Source organism: Actinoallomurus sp. CA-142502 (genome assembly GCF_050936355.1).
Lineage (GTDB): Bacteria > Actinomycetota > Actinomycetes > Streptosporangiales > Streptosporangiaceae > Actinoallomurus > Actinoallomurus iriomotensis.
Genome location: NZ_JBNJMY010000001.1, coordinates 5868532 through 5884737 on the forward strand (window position 1 = coordinate 5868532; position 16206 = coordinate 5884737).

15 protein-coding genes are annotated in these 16206 nt (G+C 73.4%); 7 read left to right on the forward strand and 8 right to left on the reverse strand.

The features are described from left to right. Positions 1-6: 6 nt before the first annotated feature. The 5 genes from ACQEV1_RS27990 to ACQEV1_RS28010 form a co-directional block, all read right to left on the reverse strand. Positions 7-1212 (reverse strand): glycosyltransferase family 4 protein, encoded by a 1206-nt coding sequence (locus tag ACQEV1_RS27990; protein ID WP_433397223.1) that lies wholly within the window; start codon positions 1210-1212, stop codon positions 7-9. Continuing rightward, positions 1209-2201, reverse strand: coding sequence for an NAD-dependent epimerase/dehydratase family protein (locus ACQEV1_RS27995; protein WP_433397225.1), 993 nt, complete (start codon positions 2199-2201; stop codon positions 1209-1211). Before ACQEV1_RS27995 ends, ACQEV1_RS27990 begins: the two co-directional genes overlap by 4 nt. A gap of 10 nt (positions 2202-2211) precedes the next feature. Continuing rightward, positions 2212-2688, reverse strand: coding sequence for a PP2C family protein-serine/threonine phosphatase (locus ACQEV1_RS28000; protein ID WP_433397227.1), 477 nt, complete (start codon positions 2686-2688; stop codon positions 2212-2214). Further along, positions 2595-2921 carry a SpoIIE family protein phosphatase gene (locus ACQEV1_RS28005; protein WP_433397229.1) on the reverse strand — a complete coding sequence of 109 codons (327 nt, stop codon included), beginning with the start codon at positions 2919-2921 and terminating at the stop codon, positions 2595-2597. Before ACQEV1_RS28005 ends, ACQEV1_RS28000 begins: the two co-directional genes overlap by 94 nt. Positions 2922-3179: 258 nt before the next feature. Continuing rightward, positions 3180-3374, reverse strand: coding sequence for a hypothetical protein (locus ACQEV1_RS28010; protein WP_433397231.1), 195 nt, complete (start codon positions 3372-3374; stop codon positions 3180-3182). 137 nt (positions 3375-3511) lie between these two features. Between ACQEV1_RS28010 and ACQEV1_RS28015 the strand changes: the two genes are divergently transcribed. From ACQEV1_RS28015 to ACQEV1_RS28025, 3 genes are all read left to right on the forward strand, one after another. Further along, a complete protein-coding gene (locus ACQEV1_RS28015) occupies positions 3512-5476 on the forward strand; it encodes a hypothetical protein (protein ID WP_433397233.1) in 1965 nt (654 codons plus the stop codon). Between the two features lie 92 nt (positions 5477-5568). After that, on the forward strand, positions 5569-7032 hold the full coding sequence (locus ACQEV1_RS28020) for an MFS transporter (protein WP_285576205.1): 1464 nt from the start codon (positions 5569-5571) through the stop codon (positions 7030-7032). Between the two features lie 86 nt (positions 7033-7118). Beyond that, complete coding sequence (locus tag ACQEV1_RS28025; RefSeq protein WP_433397235.1) at positions 7119-9092, forward strand: ABC transporter ATP-binding protein; 1974 nt, start codon at positions 7119-7121, stop codon at positions 9090-9092. Positions 9093-9117: 25 nt separating this feature from the next. Here the strand turns inward: ACQEV1_RS28025 and ACQEV1_RS28030 are convergent, their stop codons facing one another. After that, entirely contained in the window at positions 9118-9987 is an 870-nt protein-coding gene (locus tag ACQEV1_RS28030; RefSeq protein ID WP_433397237.1) for an LLM class flavin-dependent oxidoreductase, read from the reverse strand. 224 nt (positions 9988-10211) lie between these two features. On the opposite strand from ACQEV1_RS28030, the gene ACQEV1_RS28035 reads away from it, so the two are divergent. Together ACQEV1_RS28035 and ACQEV1_RS28040 are read left to right on the forward strand one after the other, a co-directional pair. Beyond that, positions 10212-11243: a nitronate monooxygenase gene (locus ACQEV1_RS28035; RefSeq protein ID WP_433397239.1), complete on the forward strand. Its 1032-nt coding sequence runs from the start codon at positions 10212-10214 to the stop codon at positions 11241-11243. A 55-nt stretch (positions 11244-11298) separates the two neighbouring features. Beyond that, a complete protein-coding gene (locus ACQEV1_RS28040; protein WP_433397241.1) occupies positions 11299-11649 on the forward strand; it encodes a hypothetical protein in 351 nt (116 codons plus the stop codon). A 295-nt stretch (positions 11650-11944) separates the two neighbouring features. Here the strand turns inward: ACQEV1_RS28040 and ACQEV1_RS28045 are convergent, their stop codons facing one another. Continuing rightward, positions 11945-12145, reverse strand: a complete 201-nt coding sequence (locus tag ACQEV1_RS28045) for a nitronate monooxygenase (protein ID WP_433397243.1) — start codon at positions 12143-12145, stop codon at positions 11945-11947. Between the two features lie 864 nt (positions 12146-13009). Here ACQEV1_RS28045 and ACQEV1_RS28050 point away from each other — a divergent pair. Next, complete coding sequence (locus tag ACQEV1_RS28050; RefSeq protein ID WP_285623600.1) at positions 13010-13219, forward strand: TOBE domain-containing protein; 210 nt, start codon at positions 13010-13012, stop codon at positions 13217-13219. Between the two features lie 909 nt (positions 13220-14128). Beyond that, positions 14129-14911 (forward strand): molybdate ABC transporter substrate-binding protein, encoded by a 783-nt coding sequence (gene modA, locus ACQEV1_RS28055; RefSeq protein ID WP_433397245.1) that lies wholly within the window; start codon positions 14129-14131, stop codon positions 14909-14911. Positions 14912-14957: 46 nt separating this feature from the next. Here the strand turns inward: modA and ACQEV1_RS28060 are convergent, their stop codons facing one another. Then, entirely contained in the window at positions 14958-16133 is a 1176-nt protein-coding gene (locus ACQEV1_RS28060) for an oxalate decarboxylase family bicupin (protein ID WP_433397247.1), read from the reverse strand. Between the last annotated feature and the right edge of the window lie 73 nt (positions 16134-16206).

Here is a 16206-nt window from a genome sequence, read left to right on the forward strand (position 1 = left end):
ACACTATCAATTGTTTATCTCGATATCGGCATTGATAGAGCGATAAATCGCGGCCATCTTGGCGCGCGTCGCCGCCCAGCCGAACTCCTCCCGTACGCGCCGGCGTGCCCGCTCCCCCATGGCCCGCGCGGCGTCCGGGTACTCCAGCAGGACGCGGATCGCCCGCGCCAGCTCCGCGGGCCGGTCCGGGGCGACCAGGCGGCCGTGCGCGCCGTCGGCCATGATCTCGCGTACGGCGGGCAGCCCGGACGCCACCACCGGCGTGCCGGCGGCCATCGACTCGAGGATCTTCAGCGGCGCGCAGCCCTGGTCGACGTTGCGCGCGCAGCCGGTCAGCGGCGCGACGGAGACCTCCGCCCCGGCGAGCCAGGCGGCCACCTCGGCGTGCGGCAGGGTGAACCGCCAGACGATCCGGTCGGCGACGCCGAGCCGCCCGGCGAGACGGCGCAGCGCCCGCGCGCGGCGTTCCGGCACGGACGAGCAGATGATGAGCCGGAGCCCGGTCAGGTCGGCGAGCCGGGCGAACGCGCGGAGCAGCACGTCGAGCCCCTGCCACGGTTGCAGCGCGCCCACGTAGACGATGTACCGCTCCGGCGCGTCACGGGGGCGCGGCGTCTCCTGCGGCACGTCGGCGCCGTTCGGGACCAGGTGGATCCGGTCCTCGGGCACGCCCCGCCGTACGAGCGCGGACGCGATCACTCCGGAGGGCACCACGACCGTGTTCGCCCGCTCCAGGCAGCGGTCCTCCAACGCGGCGATCCGGGCGAGCGTGGCCGGCGGCGCCAGCGGCCAGGTGTGGGCCAGTTCGATGGAGGGCAGCCCGTTCACCTCGTACACCACGCGGTACCGCCGGCCGGGCGCGGTCACGACGGGCAGGGCGCTCCACGGGTCGCGGACGTGGCAGACCCGCAGCGTGGAGACGTGCGGGGCCAGGTGCGCGGCGACCCAGGCGGAGTAGGCCTCCGCGCGGTCGATCAGGTTGGGGATCCGCTCGTCGAACCGGGCGATCTCGACGCCGCGGTCCGGTTCCCACTGGTAGCGCGGCAGGCCGCCCCCGCCGAGCACGCCGAGCAGGCCGCCGCCGAACTCCTCGAACAGCGCCGCCGCCATCTGCCCGATGTGCACCGCGGAGCCCTTGGTGGAGGGATACCGGTCGAAGGCGAAGTACGCCGCGCGGGCCTCCCGCCACCGCTTCTTCGCCGGCGCGGTCACGACGGCCGCCCCGCGGTGCCGGCGCCGGAGGCGTGCGCGGGCTCGGGGCCCGCGGCGCGCCGGCGGTGCCAGGCCACCTGGTCGGCCAGACCCTCGGCGAGGCCGATCCGGGGCGACCAGCCGAGGAGCCGTGCCGCCTCGCCGCTGTCCGCCCACGTACGGGCCGCGTCACCGCGCACGGCGGCCCGGTGGTCGATCCGCGGCCGTACGCCGAGCAGGCCGGCCAGCAGGTCGATCGCGGCCCGCACCGGGACGTGCTCCGGGTGCCCGACGTTGAGCACGGTGCCGGGCGGCAGCCCGGTCGTGGCGGCGGCGACGGTGGCCGCGACGACGTCGTCGACGTGCGTGAAGGCGCGCGACTGGCCGCCGTCGCCGAAGACCGGCAGCGGGCGCCCGGCGAGGCCCGCCTCGATGAACCGGTGGAAGGCCATGTCCGGACGCTGCCGGGGGCCGTAGACGGAGAAGTACCGCAGCACGACGGTGGACAGGCCGCGGGCGGCGGCCTCCGCGGTGAGGCGCTCCATCTCGGCCTTGCTGGCCGCGTACGGGCTGGCGGGCCGCAGCGGGTCCCGTTCGGTGTGCGGGCGGCCGCCGGCCGAGCCGTACACCGAGGAACTGGAGGCGACCACGAAACGCGGCGGCGCGGCGGCGGCCGCACAGGCGGCGAGCAGCCGCCGGGTGGCGGTGACGTTGTCGCGGACGGCGGCGGCGCGGCCCGCGCCCCACGAACTGCGGACACCCGGGCGGCCGGCCAGATGCACGACGACGTCCGCGCGGACGAGTGCGGTGAGGTCGCCGACCGCGAGGTCGGTCTCGACCCGGTGGACGCCGGGCCGGTCCGCGAGGCCGGCCCAGTTCACCCGCGCGGCGGCGGGCGAGGCGGAACGCGCGGGCGCGTCGACGGCGACCACCTCGTGCCCGGCATGGGCCATCGCCTCCACCACATGGCTTCCGACGAACCCGGCCGCCCCCGTCACCACCGCCCGCACGCTGCGCACCTTAGCGGATCACCCGGTACCGGGACGTTCCGGCGCTCAGAGCCGGATGATGACCAGGGCGGTGTCGTCCTCGGCGCCGTCGGCCACGCCGAGATCGGGGAGGAGCGCCTCGGCCAGCCGCTCCGGGTCGAGCCGGGCGATGCCGACGAAGGCAGCCGGTGAGGCGGCGCGGGCCGTCGTCGATGTCCTCCCCGCGGCGTTCCACGAGACCGTCGGTGTACAGGACGAGGGTGGCGCCGGGCGCGTACGGCAGGTCCGCCCGGGGCCGTGGGACGTCGGCCATGGGGACGCCCAGGCGCGGGTCGGTGGCCTGGTCCAGGAAGTGGACGGTGCCGTCGGGCTGGAGCGGCACGGGCGGGAGGTGGCCGGCACAGCTATAGGTGATCATCTGCCGCGCCCGGTCGATGACGACCTGGACGGCGGTGCCGGCCAGCGCCCCGTCGACGGAGCGGGCGTAGCGGCCGAGCGCCTGCAGCACCTGCGCGGGGCCCCGACGACCTGGATCCTGCGGCTGAGGGCGCTGCGCAGCTGTCCCATCACGCCCGCGGCCGCCAGGCCGTGCCCGACGACGTCCCCCACGGCCACCGCCGGCCGGGTGCCGCTCAGTTCGACCAGGTCGTACCAGTCACCGCACACGTTGAGCGTGCCGACGGCGGGCAGGTAGCGCACGGCCACGTCCGTGCGGGGGCCGCCGTCGGCCGCGGGCAGCATGGCCTGCTGGAGGGCCGGCGCGATCTCGCGCTCCCGCGCGTAGGCCGTCCTGAGCTCCTCGTTGAGCTCGTACAGATCACTGGCGCGGGAGAACAGCTCGGCGGCCTGGAACCCGTCCGCGCCGCCGGGAGCGGTCGCGGCGCCGGTGCATGACGAACTCGGTCACGTCCTCCGAGCGCGCGACGAACCGGACGGCGTCGCCGTCCGGGCCGGTGACCGTGCTCCGGTACCATTCCTCGAACTCACCGGAACGCCCCTTCAGGGGATGTCGTGCTGCATCGGCCCCTGGACGTCGCGTCTCCCCGTGGCCGACGCCCGCCGCACCGACGCCTGCAGGCCGCGCATGCTGCGTTCCCAGCCGTCGTGGTCGGGACCGCCGCACGGGAACGCGTCCGGGTACGTCGACGGGAAACAGTGCCATATCCGGACACGCGCCCAGGGGACAACCGACATCGCGCGACGCTACGGTCGGGTTGGCCGATCACCGGGTCGGCAGCGAGAATCGGCACCCGCGGAGCGTCCATGACCGAACGCAGCGAGGAAATCGAAGACACGGTCCCCTGTGGCATCTCTCCGACGGAGGAGGGCCGATGACCGCTCTCTCTCCGGCACTTCCGGGCGCCCGGCCCGGCGGTGCGACCGCGGGGCGCGGCCTGGGTCTGCTCCTCATCATTCCGGCCGCGCTGACCGGGCTGATCACGCTCGTCGTGCCGAGCGCGCAGACCGTCGTGCGGAGTTTCCAGCGGGGCGGTGTCGTGGGCACCACGCACTCCGCTGGGCTGCGCAACTACACCCACCTCCTGAAGGAGAGCGCCTTCTGGGAGGCCCTGGTCTTCTCGCTGTCGTTCGCCGTGGTCCCGCTGCTGATCCTGCTGGTGGTCGGGACCGCGCTCGCCGCGGCGCTCGATCGGGCCGGTACGTGGCCGCGTCGCGTCGGCCGGGTGCTGCTGTCCCTGCCGCTCGTGACGTTCTCTCCGGTCGCGATCGCCGCCGGGTGGGTCCTCGGGCAGCGTGACGGCGGCATCGCGACCGTGTTCGGCCGGGTGCCGACCGCGCACGGGTGGTCGCCCACTCTTCAGCTCATCACCGGGGCGGCGATGTTCGGTCTGCTGTGCGGGCTGGCGCTGCTCGTCTTCCTGCCGCTCCTGCGCGGCCGCGCGCGGGGCCGCCCGGTCACCCCGGCGCTGGTCGCGGTCGGCTCGATCGTCGTTCTGGCGGGCGTGGCCGTGGCGCTCCAGGTGTTGACCGTGAGCCAGACGATGAGTCCGCGGACGACGCTCGCGGCGCTGCAGTACCGCGTTTCGTACTTCTACTTCGACTTCGGCAGGGGCGCGGCCGTCGCGACCCTGACCGGGCTGATGCTCGGCATGCTCGGCGTCGCCGCCACCTTCGTCGCCGTACGGACCGGGCTGCGGATCGATCTCGGTCCGGGCGACGACGCCGCCGCGCCGAAGCGGCCGGACTCCGGAGGCCGCCTGGTGATCGGCGCCCTGGCCCTGGTCGTCGTCGTGATCGTCGGGGTCGTCTGCTCCTGGCCGTGGCTGTCGGCCCTCTTCTCGTCCGGGCGCTCCGTTCCGCTGGGGCCGTCCACCGCGCGCCTCCTGCTCAACACGTGGGTGCCGCCGGTGCTGGGCGCGATCATCTCGGTCGGCACGGCGTTCCTGGCCGCCCTCGGCATCGGCGGCCTGCGCCCGCTCGGCCGCCACAGCGAGTGGCTCCTGCTGGTGTTCGCGCCGTGGCTGTTCGTCGGCGTCACGCCGCTGAGCGTCGCCGACTTCGACAACGCCCGGCATCTCCACCTGCTCAACCGCTTCATCGGCCTGGTGCCGCCGATCCTGCTGAGCGTGCCGTCGCTGCTCGTGCTCACGCTGTTCTGCCGCAGCCGCGCGGCGCGGTGGCGCGCGGGCGGGGCGGGCTTCTTCCCGCAGGTGGTGGTGCCCGCGCTGCCGCTCGCCGCGCTCATGGGCGGCGTGACCGTGCTGTTCGGCACGCAAGGTGTGCTGTGGCCGAGCGCCGTGGCCAGCCGGCTCGACGACCAGACCGCGCCCCTCCTGGTGCTGAGGCAACTGGGCGGTTTCGCGGGCCGTCCGGCGCTCGGCGTGGCGACGCCGCTCGTCCTGGTGATCGTGCTGTTCCTCGCCCTCGGAGCACTGCAGATCTTCTACCTCGACCGGCTGGTCATCACCACCGGTCCGGCCGGCGAGGCCGAGGCGGACACGCCCGGCGGGCCGCTCCCCCAGGCACGCGCCCCGTGGCCCGCTCCCGGGTACGGTCCCCCGCCGCCCGGTCCGTACGGTCCCCCACCTGGGGCGTACGGTCCGCCGCCGGGCCCGTACGGTCCGCCGGCCGGCCCGTACGGTCCACCGCCACCCGCGCCCGCCGGTCCTTACGGTCCGCCGGCCGGCCCCGGCGGCTACCGGCCTCCGCCCGGCCACCGTCCCCCGCCGCCCGCGCCACCGGCGGATGGCACGGGACGCCCGGCGAGCGAGACGCACGAACCGGAGGACATCCGGGCCGAAGGACCCGACCGCGAGGAGCCGGACCGTCCCCGCTAGGCGGCGCTTGCCCCGATATGCACGTTTGCGAATGGAGGGGAGGGTATTCACCTCGTCGGTTCCGATCGACGGCGAGGGAGCAGGGAGGCCGCATGGGCGCCGATGGTCTGAGAACGATCGAGACGAATGTGCCCGCGCGGCTCGACCGGCTGCCCTGGGCGCGCTGGCACTGGCTCATCCTGGTCGGCCTGGGCACCGTGTGGATCCTCGACGGCCTCGAGGTGAACGTGGTCGGGGTCATCGGCCCACGGCTGACCTCCAAGGGCGGCGGGCTGGGGCTGAGCGACTCGCAGGTCGGACTGGGCGCGGCGCTGTACGTGGCGGGCGCCTGCGCCGGAGCGCTCGTCTTCGGGTACCTCACCGACCGGTTCGGGCGCAAGAAGCTCTTCCTCGTCACGCTCGCGGTCTACCTGCTCGCGACCGTGGCGACCGCGTTCTCCTTCTCCCCGCTCTGGTTCTACCTGTGCCGGATCGTCACCGGCATGGGAATCGGCGGCGAGTACGCGGCGGTCAACTCCGCCATCGACGAGCTGATCCCCGCGCGGCTGCGCGGCACCGTCGACGTCGTGGTGAACGGGTCGTTCTGGCTGGGCACGACCTTCGCGGCGCTGCTGTCGGTGCCGGTGCTCAACGCGTCGGTGCTGCCGGAGAACCTCGGCTGGCGGCTGCTGTTCGCCCTCGGCGCCATTCTCGGCATCGGCATTCTCTTCGTCCGGCGGATCGTCCCGGAGAGCCCACGTTGGCTGTTCATCCACGGCCGGGACCGCGAGGCCGAGGAGGTCGTCCGCGGCATCGAACGGGAGGTCGCCGACGAGACCGGCCGGCCGCTCGACGAGGTGGACGAGAAGATCACCATCCGTCAGCGGCACACGGTCGGCTTCGGCGAGATCGCCCGCACCGCGGTGAGCCGCTACCCCCGGCGTACCGTCCTCGGGCTGTCGCTCTTCGTCGGCCAGGCCTTCCTGTACAACGCGGTGTTCTTCACGTACGCGCTGGTCCTGTCGAAGTTCTTCAAGACGCCCGACGACCACGCCGGCTGGTACCTGATCCCGATCGGCCTCGGCAACTTCGGCGGCGCGTTCGTGCTCGGCCGCCTCTTCGACCGGCTGGGCCGCAAGGTGATGATCTCCGGCACGTACATCCTGTCGGGCGTGCTGCTGATCGGCACCGCGATGCTGTTCCGCGGCGGCCACCTGTCGGCCGTGACGCTCACCGTCTGCTGGGTCGTGGTGTTCTTCTTCGCCTCGGCCGGCGCCAGCTCCGCGTACCTGACCGTCTCGGAGATCTTCCCGATGGAGACCCGCGCGATGGCCATCGCCGCGTTCTACGCCGTGGGCACCGCGCTCGGCGGCATCATCGGCCCGCTGCTGTTCGGCAAGCTCGTCGACACCGGCCACACCGGTACGGTCGCCGGCGGTTACCTGCTGGGCGCGGGCCTGATGATCCTCGCCGGCATCGTGGAGCTGGTCCTCGGCGTGGAGGCCGCCGGGCGTTCGCTGGAGGACATCGCCGCTCCGCTCTCCGCCGAGCAGCCCGCGGTGAGCGCCGGCCGGTAGCGGCCGTCCGTCTCCCCGACCGTGCCAGGTGACACAGCGGCCCGCTCCGGGTGCGCCCATCATGAAGGGCGGAGCCTGGGGGTGGGATGGACGGAACGCCATCGGCCGACACCGCACGAGACGACGACGGGGAGCGGGAGCAGGGCGAGGCTCCCGGCGAGCGCGACACCACGGGAGAGGACGACGTCCTGCCGACGGTGGCGACCCTCCGCTGGTACGACCACGCCGAGGCGGCCGCGACCGCGCGGTTCACGGCCGTCGCCCGTCGGCTGCCCGCGCTGGTCGGCCGGGCGCTGCACCTGGCCTGGCGCGCCGGGCCCGCCGACACGATCACCACGATCACGCTGAACCTGCTGTCGGGCGTCTTCACGGCGCTCGGGCTGCTCGCCACGACCGGTGTGCTCGACGCGCTGCTCGCCGCGGGCCCGACGCCGGACCGGGTACGGGCGGCGCTGCCGTCCCTGCTCCTCGTGGGCGGCGCGGCGGTCCTGCGGTCGCTGCTGTCGGCCGCCGCCGGGTGGGCGCAGTCCCGGCTGACGCCGCGGGTCCAGCAGCGGGCCGAGGTCGAGCTGTACGAGGTGACGAGCCGCATCGACCTGGCCAGCTACGACGACTCGGAGTTCTACGAGGCGCTCATGCGCGCCGAGGGACCGGGCGCCTCGGCGGCGCAGCAGGTGGTGTCCGCCACGATCGACATCGTCACCGGCCTGACCTCCTTCGTGGCCGCCGCGATCGCCATCACCGCGCTGCATCCGGTGTTGCTGCCTCTATTGCTCGTCACCGCGCTGCCCGAAGCGTGGGCGGCGATCCGCGTCGCGCGCTCGCGGTACCTGATGATGGTGGAGACCGTCGGGCCCCGCTACCACTCGGTGATCCTCGGCGACCTGCTCAGCAACCGCCGCTACGCCGCCGACCTGCGCTCGTACACCCTCCAGGATCTGCTGCTCGCCCAGTACCGGCGCGTGGCCGGGATCTACCGTGACGCCCAGCTCCGCCTGGCGCGCAAGAACGTCACCACCCGCCTCGCCGGGGACGCCGGATCCGGGCTGGCCAGCGGGCTGGTCTACCTCGCGCTCGGGCTGCTGCTGGCCGCCGCGTGGCTGCCCCTCGCCGTCGCCGGCACCGCCGTCCTGGCCATCCGTACGAGCCGGGCGGCCCTGTCCCAGCTGATCCACGCGGTGAACGACTGCTACGAGCAGGGCCTGTACCTCACCGACTACACGACGTTCCTCGCGACCGCGCGCACCCACCTGCCACCGCCGCCCACCGCCGAGGTCCCCGACGGATTCACCGCGATCACCGTGGAGAACGTGTCGTTCACCTATCCCGGGGCCGATGAGCCCGCCCTGCGGGACGTGTCCCTCACCCTGCCCGCCGGACAGATCATGGCCCTGGTCGGGGAGAACGGGTCGGGCAAGAGCACGCTGGCCAAGCTGCTCGCCCACCTGTACACGCCCGGGTCGGGCCGCATCCGCTGGGACGGCGCGGATCTCGCGGACGCCGACCCCGAGGCCGTACGCTCACGGGTCGCGGTCATCGCGCAGGACCACGCCCACTGGCCGATGACCGCGCGCGCCAATGTCGTGCTGGGCGACGAGGACGAGGCCGGGCGCCTCGACCGCGCCGCCGTCTCCGCCGGCACCGACGAGGTCGTCGCCGGGCTGCCCCACGGCTGGGACACGATGCTGGATCGCCGGTTCAAGGACTCCCACGAGCTGTCCGGCGGCCAGTGGCAGCGTGTCGCCGTCTCCCGCGGCTTCTACCGCGACGCGCCGTTGATCATCTGCGACGAGCCGTCCTCGAACCTGGACGCGCGGGCCGAGCACACGCTCTTCGAGGCGATCCGCCGCCACATGCGCGGCCGTACGGTCGTCCTGATCACCCACCGGCTGGCCAACATCCGCGACGCCGACGTCATCCACGTCCTCGAACACGGCACGATCACCGCCAGCGGCACCCACGACGAACTCATGGCGCGCGAGGGCGCGTACCGCGACCTGTACCTGTTGCAGGCGTCCGCGTACGAGTCCGCGTCGGGTGAGGCCGTTCCGCAGGCGTGAGCGGTCCCTGCCGGCCGCGTCGCGGTCAGGGGACGAGCGGCCGCACCTCCTGGGCGACGAACCGTACGAAGGCCTCCGGATCGGGCTCGTCGCCGGTCGGCTGCAGAACCACGGTGGTGGCGCCGGCTTCCGCCCACCGCCGGACGGCGTCGGCGACCGTACGCGCGTCACCGGCGACGCCGCCGGCCACGGGGTCGCGGCCCTCGCGACGCAGCTGGGCGGCCACCCGCCCGGCCGCGTCCGGGCCGGTGGCGGCGAGGAGATAGACGACCACCGGATGCGGGTCGACGCGGCCGGCCGCCGCCCGTCCCTCGTCCACGAGCCGGCGGGCCGCGCGTACCTCGTCCGTCGTCGTGCCCCCGGTGAGGATGGTGCCGTCGGCCGCCTCGCCGCACAGGCGTAGCGAGCGCGGACCGGTCGCGCCCGCGAGGATCGGCGACGGCGTCGAGGGCGGCCAGTCCAGCTTGACCGCGTCGAGGCGGACGTAACGCCCGTCGACGGTGACCTCCTCGCCATCGAGCAGCGCGCGCAGCACGGTGAGGTGCTCACGCAGGAGCGTCACGGGCGACTCGACCTGCGCGCCGACCTGCGTCATCCAGTCCTGAACGCCGTGGCCGACGCCGACCGTCGCGCGCCCGGGGAACAGCCGGTGCAGCGCCGCGATCTCCATCGCCGCCAGGGCGACGTTGCGCAGCGGCACGGGCAGCAGCCCGACGCCGACGCGGAGCCGGCCGGTCCAGCCGAGCACGGCGGAGGCGGTGGCGACGCCGCTCCCCCAGAAACAGTCCTCCCAGAGCCAGAGCTCCTCCAGTCCCGCGTCGTCGGCCGCGCGGGCGAGGTCGCGTAGTCGTTCGGGTGGCAGCTGGGGCAGGCTCACCGCGCCGAGAACGGTCATGACTCTCCTTCGCCGGGAAGTGACAAGAGAGACCGCGCCTCTTTCTCGCCGAGCCCGGTCACGGGGCCATCCTCGCCGACCCGCCGCGCGTACGGAAAGCGATGATCCTTCGGTGAGCCGGGGACGGTCCGTACGCGGGCGCCGGTCCGCGTGCCGCACGGTGGAGACTGATGGCAGCGGACGACGCCGATCCGTCCGCCGACCGCGATGAGACGAGGAGAGAAATGGGTTCGCCACTGTCCGATCTCGGCCTGACCGCCTCCGTGCTCGCGGCGCCGATGGCCGGAGGCGCCGGCACGCCCGCGCTGGTCACGGCGGCCGCGCGAGCGGGCGGCCTGGGCTTCCTCGCCGCCGGTTACAAGACGCCCGAGGCACTGGCCGGGCAGATCGCCGCCGTACGTGCCGAGGGCGTGCCGTTCGGCGTCAACGTGTTCGCGCCCAACCCGGTGCCCGTGGACGCCGAGGCGTACCGCCGGTACGCGCGGGCGATCCAGGCCGAGGCCGAGCCGTACGGGCTGGATCTGACCGCCGGCGAACCGGTCGAGGACGACGACCACTGGAAGGACAAGATCGACCTGCTGCTCGCCGATCCCGTTCCGGTGGTGAGCTTCACGTTCGGGGTGCCGGAACCGGCCGTGATCGCGGCCCTGCGCGCCGCCGGCAGCCTCATCGCCCAGACGGTCACGTCCGCCGAGGAGGCCCGGCTGGCCGAGGAGGCGGGAGCCGGGCTGCTCATCGTCCAGTGCTCGGCGGCGGGCGCGCACTCGGGCACGCTCACGCCGGAGCGCCTGCCGCCGGAGATCCCGCTCACCGAACTGGTCGCCCGCGTACGGCAGGTGACGGACGTCCCACTGGTCGCGGCCGGCGGGCTCGCCACACCGGACGACGTCGCCGGGACGCTGCGGGCGGGCGCGGTCGCGGCCATGGTCGGCACGGTCCTGCTGCGAACGGACGAGAGCGGCGCCACCGCCGCCCACCGAGCGGCGCTGACCGACCCGGCACGCGACCGTACCGTCGTCACCCGGGCGTTCACCGGCCGTCCCGCCCGCGGGCTGCGCAACCGCTTCACCGACCGGTACAGCGACGGCGCGCCGTCGGGCTACCCCGCCGTGCACCACCTGACCAGCCCCCTGCGCAAGGCGGCGGCGGCAGCGAACGACCAGGAGGTGCTCCACCTGTGGGCGGGCACGGGCCACCGGCACGCGACCGCCGAACCGGCCGCCCAGGTCCTCACCCGGCTGGCGTCGAAGCTGTGATCGACTTGTGGACGGAGCGGGGGGAGTGTCGGTGGTGGGGATTAGGCTGACGGGCGTGAGCGGAGAGGAGGGGCGGGCGGCAGAAGTCCGCTATGCCGACCTGGTCGACCAGATGACCGCGATCCACGGCGTCGACCCGCCGAACGGGGGCCGCGGCTTCGGCCGCACGGCGCTGCGCTTCCACGGCAAGATCTTCGCGATGCTCGTCCGCGGCCACCTGGTCCTGAAGCTACCGGCCGCCCGGGTCGGGGAGCTGGTCGCCGCCGGCGAGGGGACGCACTTCGACGCGAACAAGGGCACACCGATGCGCGAGTGGCTGAGCCTGGCCCCCGACTCCGGCCACGACTGGCCCGCGCTGGCCCAGGAGGCTTTGACCTTCGCCCACGCGAACCGCCGCTCCGGTTAGGCACATCGTCCGCTTCCCCAGGTCGCGCTCCCGGCCGTGACGCTCTTGGGCGGGGTGCTCGATGGCGAAGAGGTCACCGTTGGCGGGCGTTAGGTCCGCCTCGACGCGGTGAGACCGGACTGGCCGCCGTTCGGCGCCTTGTCCCGCGCGCGGTATCGGCGCGCACGGCACCAGCACGCACTGCATCGGCGCGAATGGCACCCGCACGGCCTTCCGGCCAGAGACGCCCGGCCAGGGATGATGACGCCCGCCTCCCCGGGCCGCCGCGTCTCTCGGCACGGCACGGCGCGGCGTCTCACGGCGCGGCACGGCACGGCACGGCGCGGCACGGCGCGGCACGGCACGGCACGGCACGGCGTGGGTGACCGGCGGCGAGGAAGCCAAGGCCGCCCGCTCGCGCGGCCGCCGTGACCAGCGCGGGCGTGCCGGCGCCTCCGGCCATCGGCGCCGCGAGCACGGAGGCGGTCAGGCCGAGATCGGACAGTGGCGAACCCATTTCTCTCCTCGTCTCATCGTGGTCGTCGGTAACGGGCACGACCGGTATCGCCCTGCCCCTCGTCGCCCGAACGGCGCGGAAGGTCTGCGAGCGACGACGACCGCCGCCTCTCCCCTGCCCCGCGGCCCGGCTGACCGACGGGAGGCGAGGCCGCCCGAGGCTGTCCCCGTCGTCGCCGCCCACAGCAGCAGCCGGTCCGTCGGGGCCTCCCGCCGCCGTCGTCACGCGGTTGCCCGGCCGGAGACGACGACCGCTCCCGCGCCCCTCGCCGCCCCGCGCCGCGCCGCGAGACACCGCACCGTCCCGCTCGCCTCGACGTCGCCGCGCCGGCACCACACGTAGGGCCGCCCGTCAGGGAGGATGGCCACTCTCCCGCTGTGCCGGCCGTCGCTACACGGCCGTCTGGTCAAAGACGACTACCGACCCCGTAGCGCCTCCCGCCCCTCGCCGCCACGGCACGGCGTGGCACGGCCCGCCGGGAGCCGCGGCCGGCCTGTCACGGGCGATGCTCGCTCCGTCACGGCGGCCGCCACCACCTCGGCGGTCGCCACGACACCGTCACCTCGGCCGTCGTGAGATGCCGCCGCCCGGAAGACCGCCGACTCCACATCGCCTGTCACCCGGCCTCGCGTCGCCTCGCCGGCACTGCAGGGCGCGTATCACCCATCAAGGTCGAGGGCCGCTGCCCCAGTGCGCCGGCCGTCGCCATACGGCCGTCTGGGTGGAGGTGACTACCGGCTCCGCACCGCTTCCCGCTCGTTCCCGCGCCGTCTCGATGTCGCCGTGCCGGCGGGGCGTTCGGTATGAGTGCGCCGCACAGGGGGAACGTTTTTGCAGGTCAGACATGTGATCGGAGGAGTCATGATGCGGCTGAGCGCGCGTAACCAGGTTCGGGCCACAGTCACTCGCGTCACGGAGGGCGAGGCGACGGCCAATGTGGAGCTGGACGCGAGCGGCGTGCGCATGGTCGCGTCCATCACGGTTGAGGCGGCGCGGGAGCTGGGACTGTCCGAGGGCCGGGAGGTCGTCGCCATGATCAAGGCATCGGACGTCATCCTGGCCGTTCCCGACTGAGAACCGCGGACGGAACGCGAACGAGAGGCACACCTGACGCCGGCCATCCTCGACGGAGACCCGCGCCGGCGGAGGACGTCACGCCGACTCCCTCGGCTGAGAGCCGCCGGGACCCTCGGCTGAGAGCCGTTGAGCCAGGCGGGCGGAAGACGCCGTCTCCCCGGCAGAGGACCGCACAGGCGGAGGACGTTGCTGTGGCCCCTCATCAAAGGGGACCCCGGCTCCTCGGACACGGCGCTGGTCGTTCCCCGCCTGGGGTCCGACAGGCGGAAGGTCATGCTGACACCCATTGACCGGGAACGGCCGGTGAGAACCGGCCGCCGCACCGCCCACCCCTCCCCGCCCCGGCTGGAAACCGTACGGACCTCGGACACGGCGCTGGCCGGTCCCCCGCCGGGGCCCGACAGGCGAGAGGTCATGCGGCCCCCATTGACTGGGAATGCGCCGGTGAGAACCGGCCGCCTCTCGCATCCAAACCGCCCCCGGCCGAAAACCATGCGGACCTCAGACGCCGCGCCGACCGATCGCCGCCCGCGGCCCGGCGGACGAAGGGCCACGCCGATCCCCATTGACCGGGAATGCGCCGGTGAGAACCGGGCTGACCTAGGACGCCGCGCCGTACCCCACTCACCTCCAACCCGCCCCGGCCCAAAACGGCGCGGATCTCCGACGCTGGCCGATCCCCCGCCTGAAGAGACCGGCGGGCGAAAGGTCACTCTGCTTATCCCCGGCCAAGGCAGCGTAGGCAGAAGCAGGTGCGAGAAGCCCCCCTGTGTGGCATATGCGCCGCCCTGGGCGCGTCAGGGGTGGAATATGCGATAGTACGGTGGGGCGACGGGACGGTCACGGTGACACGTGGTCCGAGCGCCCTCACAGGGTCCCAGCCCCCGACTGCACGAGGAGACCAAGGTGATCGAACGTCTGCCCCGCGGCGTCCGGGTGCTGCTCGCCGCCGCGCTCGGGACGAGTCTGACGCTGGCGGCCGGATGCGGGAGCACCGGCGACGACTCGTCCAAAGGCAAGACGCTCTTCGTGTTCGCCGCCGCGTCGCTGACCGAGACGTTCACCTCCCTGGGCAAGACCTTCGAGGCGGCCCACCCGGGCGTGAAGGTGAAGTTCAACTTCGGCGGCAGCTCCACCCTGGCGCAGCAGATCACGCAGGGCGCCCCGGCCGACGTGTTCGCCGCCGCGAGCCCGGCCACCATGAAGACCGTGACCGACGCCAAGGACGCCGCCGGCGCGCCGACGACCTTCGTCCGTAACCGGCTGGAGATCGCGGTGCCGCCCAGCAACCCCGGCAAGGTCAAGACGCTCAAGGACCTGACCAACCCCAAGCTCAAGGTCGTCGAGTGCGCGCCTGAGGTGCCGTGCGGCGCCGCCGCGCTCAAGGCCCTCGCGGCGGCCGAGTTGAAGGTCAAGCCGGTGTCGCAGGAGCAGGACGTCAAGGCCGCGCTGACCAAGGTCCAGCTCAACGAGGCCGACGCGGCTCTCGTCTACCGCACCGACGTGAAGTCCGCGGGCGGCAAGGTCACGGGCATCGACTTTCCCGAGGCGGCCCAGGCGATCAACGACTACCCGATCGCCACGCTGGCCAAGGCGCCGCAGCCGGCGCTCGCCAAGGAGTTCGTCCAGCTCATCCTGTCCGGCCAGGGCAAGTCCGTCCTTCAGCAGGCAGGGTTCGAGAGTCCCTGACCCGTGAGCACGGCGGGGGCCCTCCGGAGCGGGCCCCCGCCCTCCCCTAACGGACGGCGGGCAGGACGCTGCGCTTGTCCTTCGGAAGCGCCTGAACGAGGGACGGCGGGACGTTGAGCGTGTCGGCCGTGACCCGCGCGGGCAGGTTGGCCATCCACTGGTTCGCGGAGATGTCCTCGAACCTCGGGTTGCGGAACATCTCCAGGAACACCAGCGGCTCGTCGCCGAGGTTCTCGACGTAGTGCCCGTACGCGAACGGGACGTATCCGACGTCGCCGGCCTGGAAGTCGAACGTACGGGCCAGGCCCGAGCCGGCGAACACTCCCATCCGCCCGAACCCGGAGATGTAGTACTGCCACTCGTCGTCGGTCGGGTGCCAGTGGAGTTCGCGGAGCGCGCCGGGTTCGAGCTCCACGAGGGCCGCCGCGATCGTGGTCGCCGCGAAGTTCGTCGCGTCGGTGATCCGTACGGTGCCTCCGTCGAAGCGCATCGGCGGCTGCGCGTGCATCCGGTGCTTGAACGTCCGGGGCACGTCGCCGCTCGGGCTGATGATCCGCGCGGCGTCGTCCAGCGGCGGCGGCACCTGCCCGTCGAAGATGTACTTCTCCCGCTCCGGCATCTTCGCCAGCTGCTCGGGCGTCCAGCCGAGGTTCTTGGCGAGCACGCTCTTGGGCGTGTGCGCGAAGAAGTCGCTCAGCATGAACGTGGAGTTCTCCGAGAACGCCCCGTCGTCGAAGACGAGCAGGAACTCCACGCCCTCGTCCAGCGCCTGGATGTAGTGCGGGATGCCCTTGGGGAAGAACCACAGGTCGCCCTGCTCGACGTCGTCGAGGAACCCGCGTCCGGCCTGGTCGACCGCGCCGATCCGGCAGCTCCCCTCCAGCACGTACGCCCACTCGGACTCCTTGTGCCAGTGCAGTTCGCGGTACGCGCCGGGGTTGAGCTTCATGTCGACGCCGGCGAGCGTGGTGGCGACCGGCAGCTCGCGCTGGGTGACCTCACGGGTCCATCCCCCGTTCTCGATGCGGGTGTGCGCCATGGAGAAGGAGAACTTCAGGTTCGGCAGGGTGCCGTGGTCGGTCGGCGGCGGCGTGAGCAGGTCCGGGTTCTGCCGGTCCAGCTCGATGTTGCGCGGACCGGTGTCGAGGCCGCCCTGCCCGTCGCGCTGCGGTTGCGGTACGGCCTGCGGAGCGCGGTCGGCCGGGCGTCGCTTCAGTCTCATCCGAGTCCTTTCCCTGGTCCGCGAGACGGTCGCTTGGGGGCGGATAGCCGCATAAGCCCGAAATACCCCGATG

Coding starts and splice junctions, on each gene's coding strand:
- ACQEV1_RS28035 (WP_433397239.1), top strand. CDS start 10,212: ATGGGTTCGCCACTGTCCGATCTCGGCCTGACCGCCTCCGTGCTCGCG.
- ACQEV1_RS28020 (WP_285576205.1), top strand. CDS start 5,569: ATGGGCGCCGATGGTCTGAGAACGATCGAGACGAATGTGCCCGCGCGG.
- ACQEV1_RS28015 (WP_433397233.1), top strand. CDS start 3,512: ATGACCGCTCTCTCTCCGGCACTTCCGGGCGCCCGGCCCGGCGGTGCG.
- ACQEV1_RS28050 (WP_285623600.1), top strand. CDS start 13,010: ATGCGGCTGAGCGCGCGTAACCAGGTTCGGGCCACAGTCACTCGCGTC.
- ACQEV1_RS28010 (WP_433397231.1), bottom strand. CDS start 3,374: ATGTCGGTTGTCCCCTGGGCGCGTGTCCGGATATGGCACTGTTTCCCG.
- ACQEV1_RS28060 (WP_433397247.1), bottom strand. CDS start 16,133: ATGAGACTGAAGCGACGCCCGGCCGACCGCGCTCCGCAGGCCGTACCG.
- ACQEV1_RS28045 (WP_433397243.1), bottom strand. CDS start 12,145: ATGGGTTCGCCACTGTCCGATCTCGGCCTGACCGCCTCCGTGCTCGCG.
- ACQEV1_RS28030 (WP_433397237.1), bottom strand. CDS start 9,987: ATGACCGTTCTCGGCGCGGTGAGCCTGCCCCAGCTGCCACCCGAACGA.
- ACQEV1_RS28005 (WP_433397229.1), bottom strand. CDS start 2,921: ATGCTGCCCGCGGCCGACGGCGGCCCCCGCACGGACGTGGCCGTGCGC.
- ACQEV1_RS28025 (WP_433397235.1), top strand. CDS start 7,119: ATGGACGGAACGCCATCGGCCGACACCGCACGAGACGACGACGGGGAG.